The following is a 14,610-nucleotide window of genomic DNA, read 5'->3' on the forward strand; positions in this document are numbered from 1 at the left end:
TCCGCCTTTTCCACGCCGACCGCCCCGCGTCTCTGTCGGGGCCCGCTCAACAATACAAGATTGTTTTCCGCATGTTGGCGCGCGGGTAACTCAGGATCGGCACAACTACCCGCCGCCTAGCGACGTCTTTGAAACACAAGGATCGTGCTGTCTCGCCGCCCCTCAAATCCATCATACGCCACCGCGCCCGCGATAGCCCCTCAGTCTGAGCGCTTTACAACGGCAATACACTTGATAGGTTGCGCCTTCGAAACGAACGGGGATTCCACATGCTCGATCTGGTCAATGTCACGCATGTCTATGCCAATGGCACGCGCGCGCTGGATGATGTGACGCTGAGCATCCCCAATGGCATGTTCGGACTGCTGGGTCCCAATGGCGCGGGCAAGTCGACGCTGATGCGGACGGTGGCGACGTTGCAGACCCCCACCTCGGGGACGATCCGGTTCGGCGATATCGACGTAGTCGCCAACCCGGAGGCGTTGCGCGAGACGCTCGGCTATCTCCCGCAGGATTTTGGCGTGTATCCGCGCGTGTCGGCCTACGACATGCTCGATCACATGGCAGTGCTCAAAGGGATCGCCTCGGCGCGCGAACGCAAGGAGACGGTCGAGACGCTGCTCAACCAGACCAACCTCTGGTCCGTCCGCAAGAAGGCGATCGCCGGCTTCTCGGGCGGCATGCGCCAGCGTTTCGGAATCGCGCAGGCGCTGATCGGCAACCCCGGTCTCATCATCGTCGACGAACCGACCGCCGGGCTCGACCCGGAGGAACGCAACCGCTTCCTCAACCTGCTGGCCGAGATCGGCGAGAGCGTCGTGGTGATCCTGTCGACGCACATCGTCGAGGACGTCGCCGATCTGTGCCCGCGGATGGCAGTGCTGGCGGGCGGGCGGATCCAGCTCGAAGGCGCCCCCCTCGACCTGATCGAGCGGACCCGCGGCCAGGTCTGGGCGAAGACGATCGGCAGGGACGAACTCGACGAGGCCAAGCTGCGCTACGAGGTGATCTCGACACGGTTGTTCGCTGGCCGGACGATCATTCACATCCTGTCGCCCGACGATCCCGGCGAAGGCTTTGCCGCAGCACATGGCGGGCTCGAGGATGTCTATTTCTCGACGCTCGCTAGGTCGCGGCGAATACCGGCAGCAGCATCCGACCAGTTCGTCGCTGCCTGATGTTCGGCCAGATCGCCCGCTTCGAACTGCGCTATCAGCTGCGCAACCCGGTCTTCTGGACCGTCGCGATCCTGTTCTTCCTGCTCAGCTTCGGATCGATGACGATCGAGCAGATCCAGATCGGCAGCGGCGCCAACATCCACAAGAATGCACCGGTCGCGATCGCCCAGGTCCACCTGATCATGTCGCTGTTCTTCATGTTCGTGACGACCGCGTTCGTCGCCAACGTGATCGTCCGCGACGACGAGAGCGGGTTCGGGCCGATGGTCCGGTCGACGCGCGTCAGCAAGTTCGACTATCTGACCGCACGGTTCCTTGGCGCGTTCGGTGCCGCGGCATTGGCGTTCGTCGCGATCCCGTTGGCAATCTGGCTGGGGTCGATGATGCCATGGGTCGATGCCGAACGGCTCGGACCCAATCGTCTGGGCGACTATGCCTATGCCTATTTCCTGCTGGCGCTGCCGAGCGTGTTCATGACCTCCGCGATCTTCTTCGCGGTGGCGACGATGACGCGGTCGATGATGTACAGCTATCTCGGCGTGATCGTCTTCCTGGTCCTGTACCTGGCGATCAACGCGGTGCTGCGGGCGAAACCGGAATGGCGCGCGGTCGGCAGCTACCTCGAACCGTTCGGGCTTGGCGCCTTTGCGAGCACCACGCGCTATTTCACCGCCAGCGAGGCGAATGCCGGGCTGCCCGCCTTTACCGGCGTGCTGGTCTGGAACCGGCTGTTCGCGATCCTGATCGGCTTCGTCGCGATCGGCATCGCCTATGTCCGCTTTTCGTTCGCCGAGCGCGGCGTCTCGAAACGGGCGCTTCGCCGGCAACGCCGGACGACCGCAAAGCTCGCCGCCACCCCGCCGCTGCTGGTCGACCAGCTCCCCGCCGCGCGCCCCGCCGCCGCAGGCTGGACCCGCCTTCGCGAGCGCTGCCGGTTCGAGATGGCGCTCGTGTTCCGCAGTCCCGCATTTCTCGTGCTGATGCTGATCGGCATCTTCAACGCGCTGGCCGCGTTGCTCTCGTCCAACGAAATGTACGGTACCGCGATCCGCCCGCTGACCTTTGCGGTGATCGGGACGCTGGAGGGTGCGTTCAGCATCATCCCGCTGATCATCGCGATCTATTATTCGGGCGAACTCGTCTGGCGCGACCGCGAGCGCGGGATGCACGAGATCGTCGACGCCACCCCGCTCCCCAATTGGGCGTATCTCGTGCCGAAAGTCCTGGCGATCACCGGCGTGCTGTTCGCGACCTCCGTGGTGGCGGTCGTCACTGCGTGCGTCGTCCAGCTTTCGCGCGGCCAGACTGATCTGGCGCTCGGCCATTATATCGCGTGGTGGGTGCTGCCGATGACCGTCGATGCCGTGATCCTCGCGGTGCTGGCGGTATTCGTCCAGGCGCTCAGTCCGAACAAATATATCGGTTGGGCGATCATGGTCCTCTACCTCGTCGGCACGATCACGCTGACCAACATGGGCTTCGAACACCCACTCTACCAATATGGCACGGTCGGCACCGTCACGCTGTCGGACATGAACGGCGCACAGATCGGTGGCGCGCGGGCATGGTGGTTGCGGCTGTACTGGGGCGCGATTGCGCTGGGCCTGTGCGTGTTCGCGCATCTGCTCTGGCGGCGCGGCACCGAAACCCGGCTGCGGGTGCGGCTTGTGCAGGTGCCACGTCGTCTGATCGGCACGCCCGGCGCGGTCCTGGCCGGTGCGCTCATCATGGCCACTGCGACCGGCGTCTTCCTGTACTACCAGATGGACGTTCTGAGCGTCTATCGCACCAAGCAGGATGGCGAGGCGCGTCAGGCGCTCTACGAGAAAAAATATCTACGCTATCTCGGCGTAAAGCAGCCTTCGGTCACGGATATCCGGCTGAACGTCGCGCTCTATCCCGACCAACGCCGGCTCGAGACCGACGGCACCTACGCGTTCGTCAACGATAGCGGTGCGCCGGTACGCGACCTTCACGTTCGCCTGCCCGACGACAGGACCCGGCTGGGGGCGGTCTCCATTCCCGGCGCTGTGCTGGTGATGGACGATTCCGACCTGCAATACCGTATCTACCGGTTCGCAACTCCGCTTGCGCCCGGCGCGCATGGCACGCTGACGTTCCACACGACCCGCTGGCAACGCGGCCTCGTCGCTACGGGCGACGACACGCGCGTGGTGGCCAACGGTACGTTTCTGGAGAATCGCGAATTCGCGCCGCAGATCGGCATGAGCAAGGATGGCCTGCTCGAGGAGCGTTCGAAACGGCGCAAATACGGCCTGACGCCCGAACTCCGTCCTGCCAAGCTCGAGGATCGCACTGCACAGGACCGCAACCTGCTGGGCAACGCACCATGGGTTCGTTCCGACATCACCGTCTCGACGCTCGCCAGCCAGATCCCGATCGCGCCGGGTCGGAAAGTCTCGGACGCCATCGCTGGCGGGCGGCGCACTGCCCGGTTCGTGTCGACCGTTCCGATCCTCGCCTTCTTCTCGGTCCAGTCAGCGGCGTACGCGCAGAAAAACGGTACCGCCGACGGCACTGCACTGACGGTGTATTACGATCCGCAGCACGCCTTCAACGTCGATCGGATGCTCGACGCGATGCAGCGTTCGCTCCGCTATTACCGCACCAATTTCGGGCCTTATCAGTTCGATTATGCCCGCATCCTCGAATATCCGGGCTATGCGAGCTACGCGCAGGCGTTCGCTGGCACGATCCCTTATTCGGAACGGCTCGGCTTCATTGCCGACAACCGCGATCCGGCCAAGGTCGACTATATCAGCTACATCACCGCACACGAGCTAGGCCACCAATATTGGGGTCATCAACTGGTCAGCGCGGACATGCAGGGCGGCTCGATGCTGATCGAGACGATGGCACAATATTCGGCGCTGATGGTGATGAAACATCAATATGGCGACGACAAGATTCGCCGCTTCCTGAAGTATGAACTCGACAGCTATCTGCGTTCGCGTGGTAGCGAGGTCGTCGAAGAAGTCCCGCTCGACCGGGTCGAGGGCCAGGGGTACATCCACTACCGCAAGGGGTCGCTGGTGATGTATCTTCTCCAGGATCGGCTTGGCGAGGCGCGGGTCAACGCGATGCTGCGCGGCCTGCTTGCGCGGTATAGGTTCAAGGGCAAGCCATATCCGCGCTCGCTCGATCTGGTCGACGGGTTCCTGTCGTTGGCGCGAACCCCGGCGGAAAGAGAACTCGTGCTCGACCTGCTCGACCGGATCACCGTGTACGACCTCAAGACGACCGCGGCCGTTACGCGCAGGCGATCCGACGGCCGTTTCGAAACGCTGCTGACGATCAAAGCCACCAAGTCTCATGCAAATGGTGCAGGCGTCGAAACCGAAGCACCGTTGTCGGATATGATCGACGTCGGCGTGTTCGATCAGCGTCCCGGGCTTGGCAGCTTTGCGACAAAGGACGTCATCCTGAAGGAACGCCGCCCGATCCGCTCTGGCGAACAGGTCATCCGCATCGTCACGACGCGCAAGCCCGCATTCGCCGGGGTCGATCCCTATAATTTCTACGTAGACCGCAACGGCGACGACAATGTCGCCGCGGTGACCGGCGGATGACGGTCAGGACGGCCGGCAATGCGACGAGGTGGCGACGAGGTACCGGCACCGATCACGGCACTTGACAGGCTCCGTCCACGACCGATGCTGAGCGAATGAAAGCCGTCCTGCCCGCAGCCGCTCGCCCGCTCCTCGAACCCCATCTCCCCATGACGCTCGACGTCGCCTGGTTTTCGACGCCGGACGATGCGAAGGCGATGATCGCGGATGCCGACATCGCCTGGGTCGACATGCAGCCGACCCATCTCGTTGCCGAGGCGATTCGGGCGGCGGGGCCCCGATTGACGTGGGTATCGACGATCTATGCTGGGCTGGACGCGTTCCCCCTCGAACACCTCAAGGCCAATCACGTCACGCTGACCAACGGCGCGGGGATCAATGCGGTGACGGTGGCGGAATATGCCGTGATGGGCGTGCTGGTCGCGGCCAAGCGCTTCGATACGGTCTTGCGGGCGTACGACCGCCACGAATGGCTCAAGGACGCGCCGGGCAAGATCGAGCTCGAGGGGACGAAGGCGCTGGTCATCGGCTATGGCACGATCGGCCGGTTGATCGGCGACCGGCTTGCCGGGTTTGGCGTCGCGGTGACGGGCGTCTCGCGGACCGGCCGCGATGGCACGATCACGGCGGATGCCTGGCGCGACCGGCTCGGCGCGTTCGATTGGATCATTCTCGCCGCACCGTCGACCGGCGCGACGCAGGCGATGATCGGCCATGCCGAACTCCAGCAGATGAAAAGTTCGGCGTGGTTGATCAACATCGCCCGCGGCGACATGATTGACGACGAAGCCTTATGCAGTGCGCTGGCGGACGGAACGATCGGCGGCGCGTTTCTCGACCCTACCCAGCCCGAACCCCTGCCTGCTGGCCACCCACTCTGGTCCGCGCCGAATGCGATCGTGACGATGCACTTGTCGGGCAGGAGCCAGACGACGATGTTCCAACGCGGGGCGACGATGTTCCTCCAAAATCTTGCCGCGTTTCTCGCCGGTACACCGATGAAGAACGTCGCCGATCTCGACGAGGGCTATTGACCGTTCGAGCGGATGCTGAGGGGGTCGGTGCGTTGCTGGCGGTTGTAGCTCTTGACGCCGCGCCGACGCAGCTTGGTTGCGCGGCGACGACGGGCAAAGACCAACAGCATAGGCACGCCGACCACGATGACGCCGGCGATGATTGAAAACGCGATCATGACACGCAAAGGGATATCCATACGCGGCTAATGCCGAAGGGACAGCGGTTGCGCCATTCCCAATCGTCTCAGCTACGACAAAAATGGTCAAACCGGGCGCTTTCAAGGGCCTACCCTCTCTATGGTGGCCTAGCAACGGCACATGCTTGAGCCGCACAAGCTTTACTTCATTGCGCGAAAAGGCGTTTTCGCGCATGGCCAGCCGCACAATTCACCATCCGGACGACATGATATGGCCGCGAACTGGGCCCCCGACAGCTGGACGCGTCACGAAGCACGACAGCTCCCCACCTATCCCGACGCGGCTGCACTGACCGCCGCGACTGACCAGCTGGCGACCTTCCCGCCGCTCGTCTTTGCCGGCGAGGCCCGCAACCTGACCGCGTCGCTCGCCGAAGTCGCCGCCGGCAAGGCGTTTCTGCTCCAGGGCGGCGATTGCGCCGAGAGCTTTGCCGAGCATAACGCGAACAACATCCGCGACACGTTCCGCGTCATCCTGCAGATGGCGGTCGTCCTGACGTTCGCGTCGAAGCTCCCGGTGGTGAAGCTTGGCCGCATGGCGGGTCAGTTCGCCAAGCCGCGCTCGACCGATACCGAGACGATCGGCGGCGTCGAGCTGCCCTCGTACCGCGGCGACAACGTCAACGACATCGCCTTCACCGCTGAGGCACGCGCGCCCGATCCGCAGCGGATGATCCGTGCCTATTCGCAGTCGGCCGCGACGCTCAACCTGCTGCGGGCGTTCGCGCAAGGTGGCTACGCGAACCTCCACCAGGTCCACCGCTGGACGCACGACTTTATGGGCCGCAGCCCCTGGTCGAAGAAATACGCCGAGACCGCGGACCGGATCGGCGAGGCGCTCGAGTTCATGGCGGCGTGCGGGATCGATCCCGAGACAGTGCCGCAGCTAGCGCAGACGCATTTCTATACCAGCCACGAGGCATTGCTGCTCCAGTACGAGCAGGCGCTGACCCGCCAGGATTCGCTGACCGGCGACTGGTACGACACGAGCGCGCATTTCCTCTGGATCGGCGATCGCACGCGGTTCGAGGGCTCCAGCCACGTCGAATACCTGCGCGGCATCGGCAACCCGATCGGCATCAAATGCGGGCCTAGCTTGGAGCCCGATGCCCTGCTGAGGATGCTCGACACGCTTAACCCCGGCCGCGTGCCCGGCCGGATGACGCTGATCACGCGCTATGGGTATGACAAGATCGAGGCCAACCTGCCCCGCCTGGTCCGTGCCGTGACGCGCGAAGGCCACCCGGTGGTGTGGAGCTGCGACCCGATGCACGGCAACGTCGTCAAGGCCGCCAACGGCTACAAGACGCGGCCGTTCGACCGCATCCTCGCCGAAGTGCGCGGCTTCTTCGCGGTCCACCGCGCCGAGGGCACGCACGCCGGCGGCATCCACGCCGAGATGACCGGTCAGAACGTGACGGAGTGCACCGGCGGCGCGGTCGACGTGACCGAGCAGAGCCTCGCCGATCGCTATCACACGCACTGCGACCCGCGCCTCAACGCCAGCCAGAGCCTCGAGCTCGCATTCCTGCTGGCCGAGATGCTCAACGAGGAAATGGCCGAACGCAAGAAGGTCGCTGCCTGATAAAATACGCGGGCGTCGCAAGAATTGTCGGTAACCGTCTTGACGGCTACCGACCCATTCCGTAGACGCCCGCTTCTGCTACACGGCCCCTTCGTCTAGCGGTTAGGACGACGCCCTCTCACGGCGTAAGCACGAGTTCGATTCTCGTAGGGGTCACCATTCCCGACTAACCCTCGGAAATGCGCGGATTTACGCCTCTTTTACCCGTCATGTGTACAGAACATGGGTACAGAAGAACGTGAAGAAGACCAGCATGGCGTCCCCTTTCGCCGATCCCCGGACCGGGCAACTCTACTTCAGACGGGCGGTCCCGGAAGCGCTTCGCCCGGCCTTCGACGGCAAGGCCGTTATCAAGGTATCGCTCCGGACCAAGGACACCGCCGAAGCCAAGATCGGCTTTGCGCGCGAGAACGCCGAATTCGAGACGAAGCTCGCCGAAGCGCGCCGCCGGTTCGCGGAAGGAACGTTGGTCCCAACCCCCGGCGCCCTGGTGAGGCGCTGGTGCGAGGGTCCCGCTACCGGCACCGGGCTGTCCGGTCAGCAGCGTCTAATCGTGACCTTCATGGAACTGGACGCCGCCGCGGGCTCGCGGAAGTCGATCGGCGTGGACGACGTCTACCCCCCCGCCATCATGGGCCCGCCGTCCAACACCGCCTGGGACCTTGTCTGCGCGGACAAGAGCCGCTTCGAGGGGCTGGTTGCCGATGCCTATGGCGGGGACGCCGAGCAGACCGGTACGAACTGGATCCGGCTGCGTTGGCATCACGCCGAATCAATTTGGCGTCCCTGCCTCGCCGGTCCGGCCGCCCGACTAAGGGCGTTCGACCCGGGTGCCGCGCGCTTCTCGGATGATGAGATCGCCAAGGCGCTTCTGGAAGTCGTCGATGAGAAGCGCAACGGCGACGAGGAGCTCAACCGGGTACGCCTTACCCGTCACCGGCCGCGCGTTCCGAATTCGAGGCGGCGTCCGAACCTGCGTCTCAAGGCGCTATTTCGCGAATGGAAGGCCGGCAACGCCCCACGTCCCCAGACGGCTGGCGAGTACGAGGCCGCGATCGACGACTTCATCGATTTCGCAGGCGATCCGACCATATCGATGATCGACGCCGACATGCTGTACGACTTCCGCGACGAGGCCGCGAAGCTTCCCGCATCGATGCCGAGGGCGGATCGCGCCCTGCCCTTCACCGCCCGCGTCGCGAAGCACAAGGACGCCATCCCCAAGTGCGCGCCTCCTACGCTCAAGAAGCGCGTGGGCGCTCTCCAGGCGCTACTCACCTACGCATTCCATCAACGCTGGACCCCCGTGAACATCGGAAGCGGCATCAAGATCGTCGGCTACACCAAGAAACGACGCACGCGCCGCAGCTTCGAGGACCACGAGCTCGCGACCCTGTGCGCGAGCCCGCTTTTCGTTGATCCCGCGAACTGGGAAACCAGATCGCATATCAGCGACGTCACCGTCTTCTGGCTCTTCCTGCTTTCGATAACGACCGGTGCGCGGCTGGAGGAGGTCGGACAGGTCGCTCTCACGGACGTCTACTCCGATGGGGACATCGTGTATCTCGACATCGATGAATATGTCGAGGACGAGGACGGCGAGGACAAGAGCGTCAAGACGGACGACTCGATCAGACTCGTTCCGGTGCACGACAAGCTCGTCGAACTGGGGTTCTCCGACTACGTGGATGCGCTCACCGAGCTCGGCCATACGCAGCTCTTTCCCGACCTGAGGGAGAACAGCGTGGGCAAGCGCACGAAGGAGGCCAGCCAGAAGATAAACCGCATCATCGATCGTCACGTCTCCGACGACCGACGCCTGGTCTTCCACTCCCTCCGCCACGCGTTCAAGGCCAAGGGCAACGATGCGCGTCTAACCGATCGCACCCTGGATCAAATCTGCGGTCACGCACCCGTGAGCACGGGTAGCCGTTACGGGTCGGAGCCACGGATCAGGACGATCCACCGGGAACTTCACCAGATCGACTTCTCGTGCATCGACTGGGCACGGATCGCAATCGGCATCAAGAAGGTGAGCTGGAAGACACTCTTGAAGGCAGCGGACGCCTTCAAGTCCAAGAGACAGAACGAAAGCGCATCTTCGCTCGGACGATCCCGCGACCCCGGACATTGAGTGGCTTGGCCACGCGATCCGATTAATCAGGATCGTCGGAATCCTGAAGGACACGCGGCACGCAACGGGGCGAGGCCGTCAGTCGCCACCGCGAACGGTCGCAGGCGGAGCGTAGCCCCGCCTGCGTACGGCCGGTTTGTGATCGAGCCGATACGAGCGTCGCCTTCATAACGCACCGAGGCCGCAGCAACGGAACCGGAAGCTGTGGGACTATCGCAGTGCGATGATCGACGCGGTCTACTGCGCACCGGCGTGACCGTCTCGGCGGCTAAGACGGCTCGCGCAGGGCATGCGGCGACCAACCGCGTAGGCCTAGGGCCTCAGGGGCGCAGCAGTACTGGCGGTGCGAAAACGCGAAACCATCGACCGTATGGATGTGGCCACCCCAGCTCGCGTACCGGGACCGCACACTCATACGATTAGACCTGGATGGCGTGATCGCGCTCAATAAGGACGAACGCCCCGTCGGCGATCGCGCGCGCCCTCCACTCGACCATGGTCGGCCCGGCACACGCTTCGGCGGGAGAACCAGGTTTCTGGCTGGAGGTTCGCCGCATCCATCGGTCAGCAGCGATCTTGAGCATCTTTGATCGAAGATCATCAGGAAGGGGAAAACTTCTTGAAGGCTTCATCCATCGGAACCTCGCGCCCGCAGGGCGCAACGGAAGGACTCACCATGAGCAGCACATTCGACTCGCAAGGCATCAACGACGTGACCGTGGCCGTATGCCAAGAGATGACCTCGCGCAGCCGTCGCCGGAATTGCGACGTCGACACGGTCTTCCTGGGCGGCCCCCCGCCATCCCATGCCGACGAGGTCGAACTGGCGAAATTCGGTCGGAGCAAGAACTATCGAATGATCTTCGTATCATTCGACCCGTCCAAGCCCCACGATGGCCCCTGCGGGTTCCACGCGGTCTTGACCGACGGCCTTACGCAGGCGCTCGCAATCGGGGACGGTCGCCTTTGGAAGCGCGACAGCCGGAGCCCCGCGGTTCTGCTTTTCCCGGCGCTCAGAGCCATGCTGAAACTCGACTCTGAAGGTTGCCTGATCTTCCACGACATGGCCGGCGACTACCCGGAGTCGGGCTTCGACCTCGCGCGCACGGCCGTCCTCGCGCGGGCGGCACGCAACCCCGGCACGGCTCCCCTAGTGTCGCCGATCGGGGCGCTCATGACCGTGCTCGATGTCGACACGATGTCCGCCGTGCTCGCACAGGCCGGATAACCCCTCGGATCGGCAGCTCGAACCGGCTGCCGATCCGCCCCCGGTAACGAAATGTTAACATCCGGCTCGGTACAGGCGGAGCCGCGGGGCCGCAGCCCTCGCTATTTTCCCCTCTACCCTAACTTTCAAATCGCATATTCCAATCGGGAAGGCCGTTGCACGGCCTCCCGGACCGGCGTGAAATGTTTTCGGACATGCCGCTGTCCATTCGCACCTGGACGCTTGCGCGTGGAGGCGAGCGAGCAAACCTACGCGTTGATCGAGATGGTCGAGGCCGAGCACCCCGCTCGCTTGCGACGTACCGAGCCGACTCCCATCAAAAATCGAGCCATGCGCTGCGTCGGCTTCGGCCGGTTGAGCCCGACAAAGCTCGGGCAATAGACGCGAGCATCGTCCATCACACCACGAGAACACCAGCCGATCGCCGGGCAGCGCCAACGATCAGACGCGACGACGCCTGACATATCCAAGCGCGGCGCACGACGGCCTCGTCGGCGTCCTGCACCGGGGGCGCGCGCAAGTACGCGCGTCAAATCCCGCAAGCAGGCTGTCCTGGATCGCATCCTACGGCGATCCCCCGGGTCATTACCGACAGCCGACGCGGCATTCGCGTTCACCGATCCGAGATCGCAACCTGGAGATACCATGATCGAACTTATACTCGCAAGTACGCTCGCGTCACTCCCACTCCCCTTCGGCGACGCGTATCAATCAGCCGATGCTGTAGTACGCCTTCCGGGAGACCTCATGACGTTGCGCTGGTACTGGACGAGTGCCTCTCGAACCCTGATCTGGCTGAGACGCAAGGTACGGGCGACGTTCGACATCGACCCGGTCTCGACGAAGAGTTCGTGAACGGCGGCCTGTTGCGGCGTGATCAGCGATCTTTGCGGCTTCGCGTTCATAGCGGGCACGCGCAGTGCGGCAGTCCGGAGACGCCGCGCGTTCGACCTTCACCACTGCGGTGCGTCGGCAACGGTGGATGGTCGCGGAAACGGCCGACGTCCTGCCGTTCGCAAACAGCGCGGATCATGAGTTCGCCCGGCGCCTGATTGCCGATGATAGGCGACGGACCGGGAAACGGGACAAGGCTTGGTGATCGAGCGGACCGCCACTGCGGCGCATCAGGCGCATCGACCTCGACCCACACCGGAATGCCGATCGTCATGCCGCGATACACCTGAATCTATAGTCCAGTCCCTGACGCGACTCCGGCGGCTTCGCGTAGCGAGCCTTGGACGGCATTCGTCAGTGCCGCCCGCGGCCGGCACGAACCTTCGGGCTCGTAGCGGCGACCTCCCGATATGGAAGGAGGATCGCGAACGTCGTCCTCGCCGGCTCATAGACGCGCACGAACTGCCCCCGCAGAGCCGACACCATGTCAATCGCGCGCATCATCGCCGCGGTTGCGGAAGCCGACGCGACCGGATGGACGCCTCCATTCGCTACGAGACCCACGACCAGATGACTGCCGTCCACTCCAACCGCGAGCTGGAGGTCGACCGGACCCGCGTAAATTGCACCGCCTCCCGCGTGGTACATGAGTTCGCAAATAGCGACCGCCAGCCCGCGGCCAGCGAGCGGTGCGAGGTCCACCGCATGAATGCTCGTCTGGAGAACGTTCAGCGACGGGATGGCCATGTGCTGCAAACTGACCGCCCTGGTCAGGTAGGCGGCACAGTTGACGCTCGCTCCCAGGTCGCTCGTCAGCACGTCCTCAAGAATTTGGGAAGCCACCCGCTCCGGGTCGGACTCGTCGATCGCAGTCGGTCCGCACGATACCGCCGGCGACGGGATCGCCGAACGTCCCCGGCGCGCCACGCTCGCCTGGAAGAGCAGGCGCTCTATCCGCATCGCGTCGGTTTCTGGTCTTCCAGAATGTTCGTATCGCTTTTTCATGACGTTAGAACTATGCACATGTGCATATGTTCCGAGCATCGCTCTCGTCTGCCGCCGGAGCGCTTCGTTTCGCTACCGGCATCGATCCCACGCGGTATCCCAAACGCATCGGTGGCACCAATCACCAGCGGATAGAGTGCCTTCATTCATGGGATTCGACCACACGAAAACGCCATCGAACACGGCTGCAAAGGGGAAAATCATGACGGAAGAAACCGCATGAACCCCATTGCTCGCGTTATGCCGGTTCATCAATGGTGGCGTCTTCAAACGGTCGAGATCGCTTCATTGGCGATACGATCCGAGCGCTTTACAGTCCGATGGCGGCGAAACCTCGCGGCGTGGTCTGGTTTGCCATGGGATGGCATATCAACGCTTCCCACCGGGGACGACGTGGTGACGGGAGAGGACGTCCAAAAGCTACTTGCGCAACTGAAGTTGGCAACCGAGCGATTAGCTCTTCCTCGAGTGACGGCGCCTACACCAGCCGACGTTCGAGTGACTTCCGCCGGTCTAGCAGAACGAGAGACCCTGACGGTCGACTTCGATCTCATCGATTTCATACTGCCGATCGGCATTGAAACGAGCGCGATCGCCGGTGGTCCGGCAGCGTTCGCTTCAGCTGTCGAAGGTGTGATCAAACAGTTAGAGGCAGCCGTACGAAGTCGGAAAGCGATTGCACGACGCGAAGTAGCTTTACGTCGGGCCGTGGAGCAGACTTCGGCGCGGATCGGCAACGGATGTACACCGCTGTGGCTGCGCATGGACCCCGTCCCCGGTGCTGAACAACCGAGTCGTCTTCTTTCGCGTCACTACAAGGTCGTTACGACGCTCCTCGACGATTCGCTTTCAACCTCTCCAAGTCCGGCGGAGCCAGTCTGGACCGTCGCGGACGTAAGGGACCACGCGAGACTCCATCGCCAGACGCAACGGCAGAGGGCGGCAGCGCTGCTCGCGCACCTATCGGCCGGCTCGATCGGCGATTTCACGGAGGTCTCGCTGGCACTCATACGCGCCGCGAAGCTGGAGCCTTTCGCGACCCTGCAGGCGGCGCATGCGGCCCGTGTCGATGATCAGTGTGGCGATCTGCGATTCCGAATGTGGGGGTGTTTGAACATTCTAACCTGGATCGACGGGGTGCTTCGAACCTCCATCGAATTCGAACATGGCCGATATGATGACGGCCAACTGATCCTGACCGGCGACTATCCGGCATCGTTGGCTCTGGCGTCCAAGGGCCGACCGCTAGCCGCCATTCTGGACCATCCAGCGTTTCGGGCCATAGCCGTCACAGTTGCGAGCGGCGAATACTTCGACGACGCGTTAGGCCTCTATCACGAGAATAGAGTTATCCAGATGGAGCAGCGGCACCTCGTAGAGACAGCGCTAGCAAGAGTTCAGGCGAAAGACTGAACTCTGATGCGATTGCTAGACCAGCCGGCGACTTTGAGCTGACTTACCGCGCATAATCATGGACACCGCCACATCCGAGCGACGCTGCATGCGCACCGACATAGACTCCAGCAGCAGGGCCATTCCCTGCATTCTGCATCCGCCTTCGCCTCATGCCCCCTTCCCCGAACCTGACCTTGCGACGGTGCGCGATACGCCGCTGGCCCCGCAGGACCTTCGCACCAGGGAACTGTTGATTGAGCCAGTGCGCCTCGGCAGCCGAATACGCTTTCGCTCGGCATACCTTATCTCCTGGAAAACAATGACGCCCGAGGTGTCAGGATCGTTGATCAGGAGCAGGATCTGCCGCAGATCGTACCCGCTTTCCTCG

11 protein-coding genes and 1 tRNA gene are annotated in these 14,610 nt (G+C 63.3%); 8 read left to right on the forward strand and 4 right to left on the reverse strand.

The window, feature by feature from the left end; all coding sequences use genetic code 11:
• Positions 1 to 269 precede the first annotated feature (269 nt).
• The 3 genes from C8J40_RS11045 (at position 270) to C8J40_RS11055 (ending at position 5,802) form a co-directional block, all read left to right on the forward strand.
• On the forward strand, positions 270 to 1,178 hold the full coding sequence (locus C8J40_RS11045; RefSeq protein ID WP_132897083.1) for an ABC transporter ATP-binding protein: 909 nt from the start codon (positions 270 to 272) through the stop codon (positions 1,176 to 1,178).
• Positions 1,178 to 4,768, forward strand: coding sequence for a M1 family aminopeptidase (locus C8J40_RS11050; RefSeq protein WP_132897084.1), 3,591 nt, complete (start codon positions 1,178 to 1,180; stop codon positions 4,766 to 4,768). The genes C8J40_RS11045 and C8J40_RS11050 overlap by 1 nt, the downstream gene beginning before the upstream one ends.
• Positions 4,769 to 4,863: 95 nt before the next feature.
• Positions 4,864 to 5,802, forward strand: a complete 939-nt coding sequence (locus C8J40_RS11055) for a D-2-hydroxyacid dehydrogenase (RefSeq protein ID WP_132897085.1) — start codon at positions 4,864 to 4,866, stop codon at positions 5,800 to 5,802.
• Here the strand turns inward: C8J40_RS11055 and C8J40_RS20290 are convergent.
• Entirely contained in the window at positions 5,796 to 5,960 is a 165-nt protein-coding gene (locus C8J40_RS20290; protein ID WP_165911420.1) for a hypothetical protein, read from the reverse strand. The genes C8J40_RS11055 and C8J40_RS20290 overlap by 7 nt on opposite strands.
• A gap of 232 nt (positions 5,961 to 6,192) precedes the next feature.
• Between C8J40_RS20290 and C8J40_RS11060 the strand changes: the two genes are divergently transcribed.
• From C8J40_RS11060 to C8J40_RS11070, 3 genes are all read left to right on the forward strand, one after another.
• Positions 6,193 to 7,566: a 3-deoxy-7-phosphoheptulonate synthase class II gene (locus C8J40_RS11060; RefSeq protein WP_132897086.1), complete on the forward strand. Its 1,374-nt coding sequence runs from the start codon at positions 6,193 to 6,195 to the stop codon at positions 7,564 to 7,566.
• Between the two features lie 84 nt (positions 7,567 to 7,650).
• A tRNA-Glu gene (locus C8J40_RS11065) sits at positions 7,651 to 7,725 on the forward strand.
• Positions 7,726 to 7,804: 79 nt separating this feature from the next.
• Positions 7,805 to 9,700 (forward strand): site-specific integrase, encoded by a 1,896-nt coding sequence (locus tag C8J40_RS11070; RefSeq protein WP_132897087.1) that lies wholly within the window; start codon positions 7,805 to 7,807, stop codon positions 9,698 to 9,700.
• Between the two features lie 419 nt (positions 9,701 to 10,119).
• Here the strand turns inward: C8J40_RS11070 and C8J40_RS20295 are convergent, their stop codons facing one another.
• Entirely contained in the window at positions 10,120 to 10,284 is a 165-nt protein-coding gene (locus C8J40_RS20295; protein WP_165911421.1) for a hypothetical protein, read from the reverse strand.
• Positions 10,285 to 10,286: 2 nt separating this feature from the next.
• Here C8J40_RS20295 and C8J40_RS11075 point away from each other — a divergent pair, with 2 nt between their 5' ends.
• Positions 10,287 to 10,928, forward strand: a complete 642-nt coding sequence (locus C8J40_RS11075) for a hypothetical protein (protein WP_132897088.1) — start codon at positions 10,287 to 10,289, stop codon at positions 10,926 to 10,928.
• 901 nt (positions 10,929 to 11,829) lie between these two features.
• Here C8J40_RS11075 and C8J40_RS11080 read toward each other — a convergent pair.
• Together C8J40_RS11080 and C8J40_RS11085 are read right to left on the reverse strand one after the other, a co-directional pair.
• Complete coding sequence (locus C8J40_RS11080; RefSeq protein WP_132897089.1) at positions 11,830 to 12,096, reverse strand: hypothetical protein; 267 nt, start codon at positions 12,094 to 12,096, stop codon at positions 11,830 to 11,832.
• Between the two features lie 80 nt (positions 12,097 to 12,176).
• Positions 12,177 to 12,827 (reverse strand): hypothetical protein, encoded by a 651-nt coding sequence (locus C8J40_RS11085; protein WP_132897090.1) that lies wholly within the window; start codon positions 12,825 to 12,827, stop codon positions 12,177 to 12,179.
• A gap of 219 nt (positions 12,828 to 13,046) precedes the next feature.
• On the opposite strand from C8J40_RS11085, the gene C8J40_RS11090 reads away from it, so the two are divergent.
• Complete coding sequence (locus tag C8J40_RS11090) at positions 13,047 to 14,240, forward strand: hypothetical protein (RefSeq protein WP_132897091.1); 1,194 nt, start codon at positions 13,047 to 13,049, stop codon at positions 14,238 to 14,240.
• The last annotated feature ends 370 nt before the right edge of the window (positions 14,241 to 14,610 follow it).

Origin of the sequence: Sphingomonas sp. PP-CC-3A-396, assembly GCF_004343105.1 — a bacterium.
GTDB lineage: Bacteria > Pseudomonadota > Alphaproteobacteria > Sphingomonadales > Sphingomonadaceae > Sphingomonas.

Bases quoted from the DNA above. Each gene is read 5' to 3' on its own strand.
- C8J40_RS11045 (WP_132897083.1), top strand. From the start codon at position 270: ATGCTCGATCTGGTCAATGTCACGCATGTCTATGCCAATGGCACGCGC.
- C8J40_RS11050 (WP_132897084.1), top strand. From the start codon at position 1,178: ATGTTCGGCCAGATCGCCCGCTTCGAACTGCGCTATCAGCTGCGCAAC.
- C8J40_RS11055 (WP_132897085.1), top strand. From the start codon at position 4,864: ATGAAAGCCGTCCTGCCCGCAGCCGCTCGCCCGCTCCTCGAACCCCAT.
- C8J40_RS20290 (WP_165911420.1), bottom strand. From the start codon at position 5,960: ATGATCGCGTTTTCAATCATCGCCGGCGTCATCGTGGTCGGCGTGCCT.
- C8J40_RS11060 (WP_132897086.1), top strand. From the start codon at position 6,193: ATGGCCGCGAACTGGGCCCCCGACAGCTGGACGCGTCACGAAGCACGA.
- C8J40_RS20295 (WP_165911421.1), bottom strand. From the start codon at position 10,284: ATGCTCAAGATCGCTGCTGACCGATGGATGCGGCGAACCTCCAGCCAG.
- C8J40_RS11080 (WP_132897089.1), bottom strand. From the start codon at position 12,096: ATGACGATCGGCATTCCGGTGTGGGTCGAGGTCGATGCGCCTGATGCG.
- C8J40_RS11085 (WP_132897090.1), bottom strand. From the start codon at position 12,827: ATGAAAAAGCGATACGAACATTCTGGAAGACCAGAAACCGACGCGATG.
- C8J40_RS11090 (WP_132897091.1), top strand. From the start codon at position 13,047: ATGAACCCCATTGCTCGCGTTATGCCGGTTCATCAATGGTGGCGTCTT.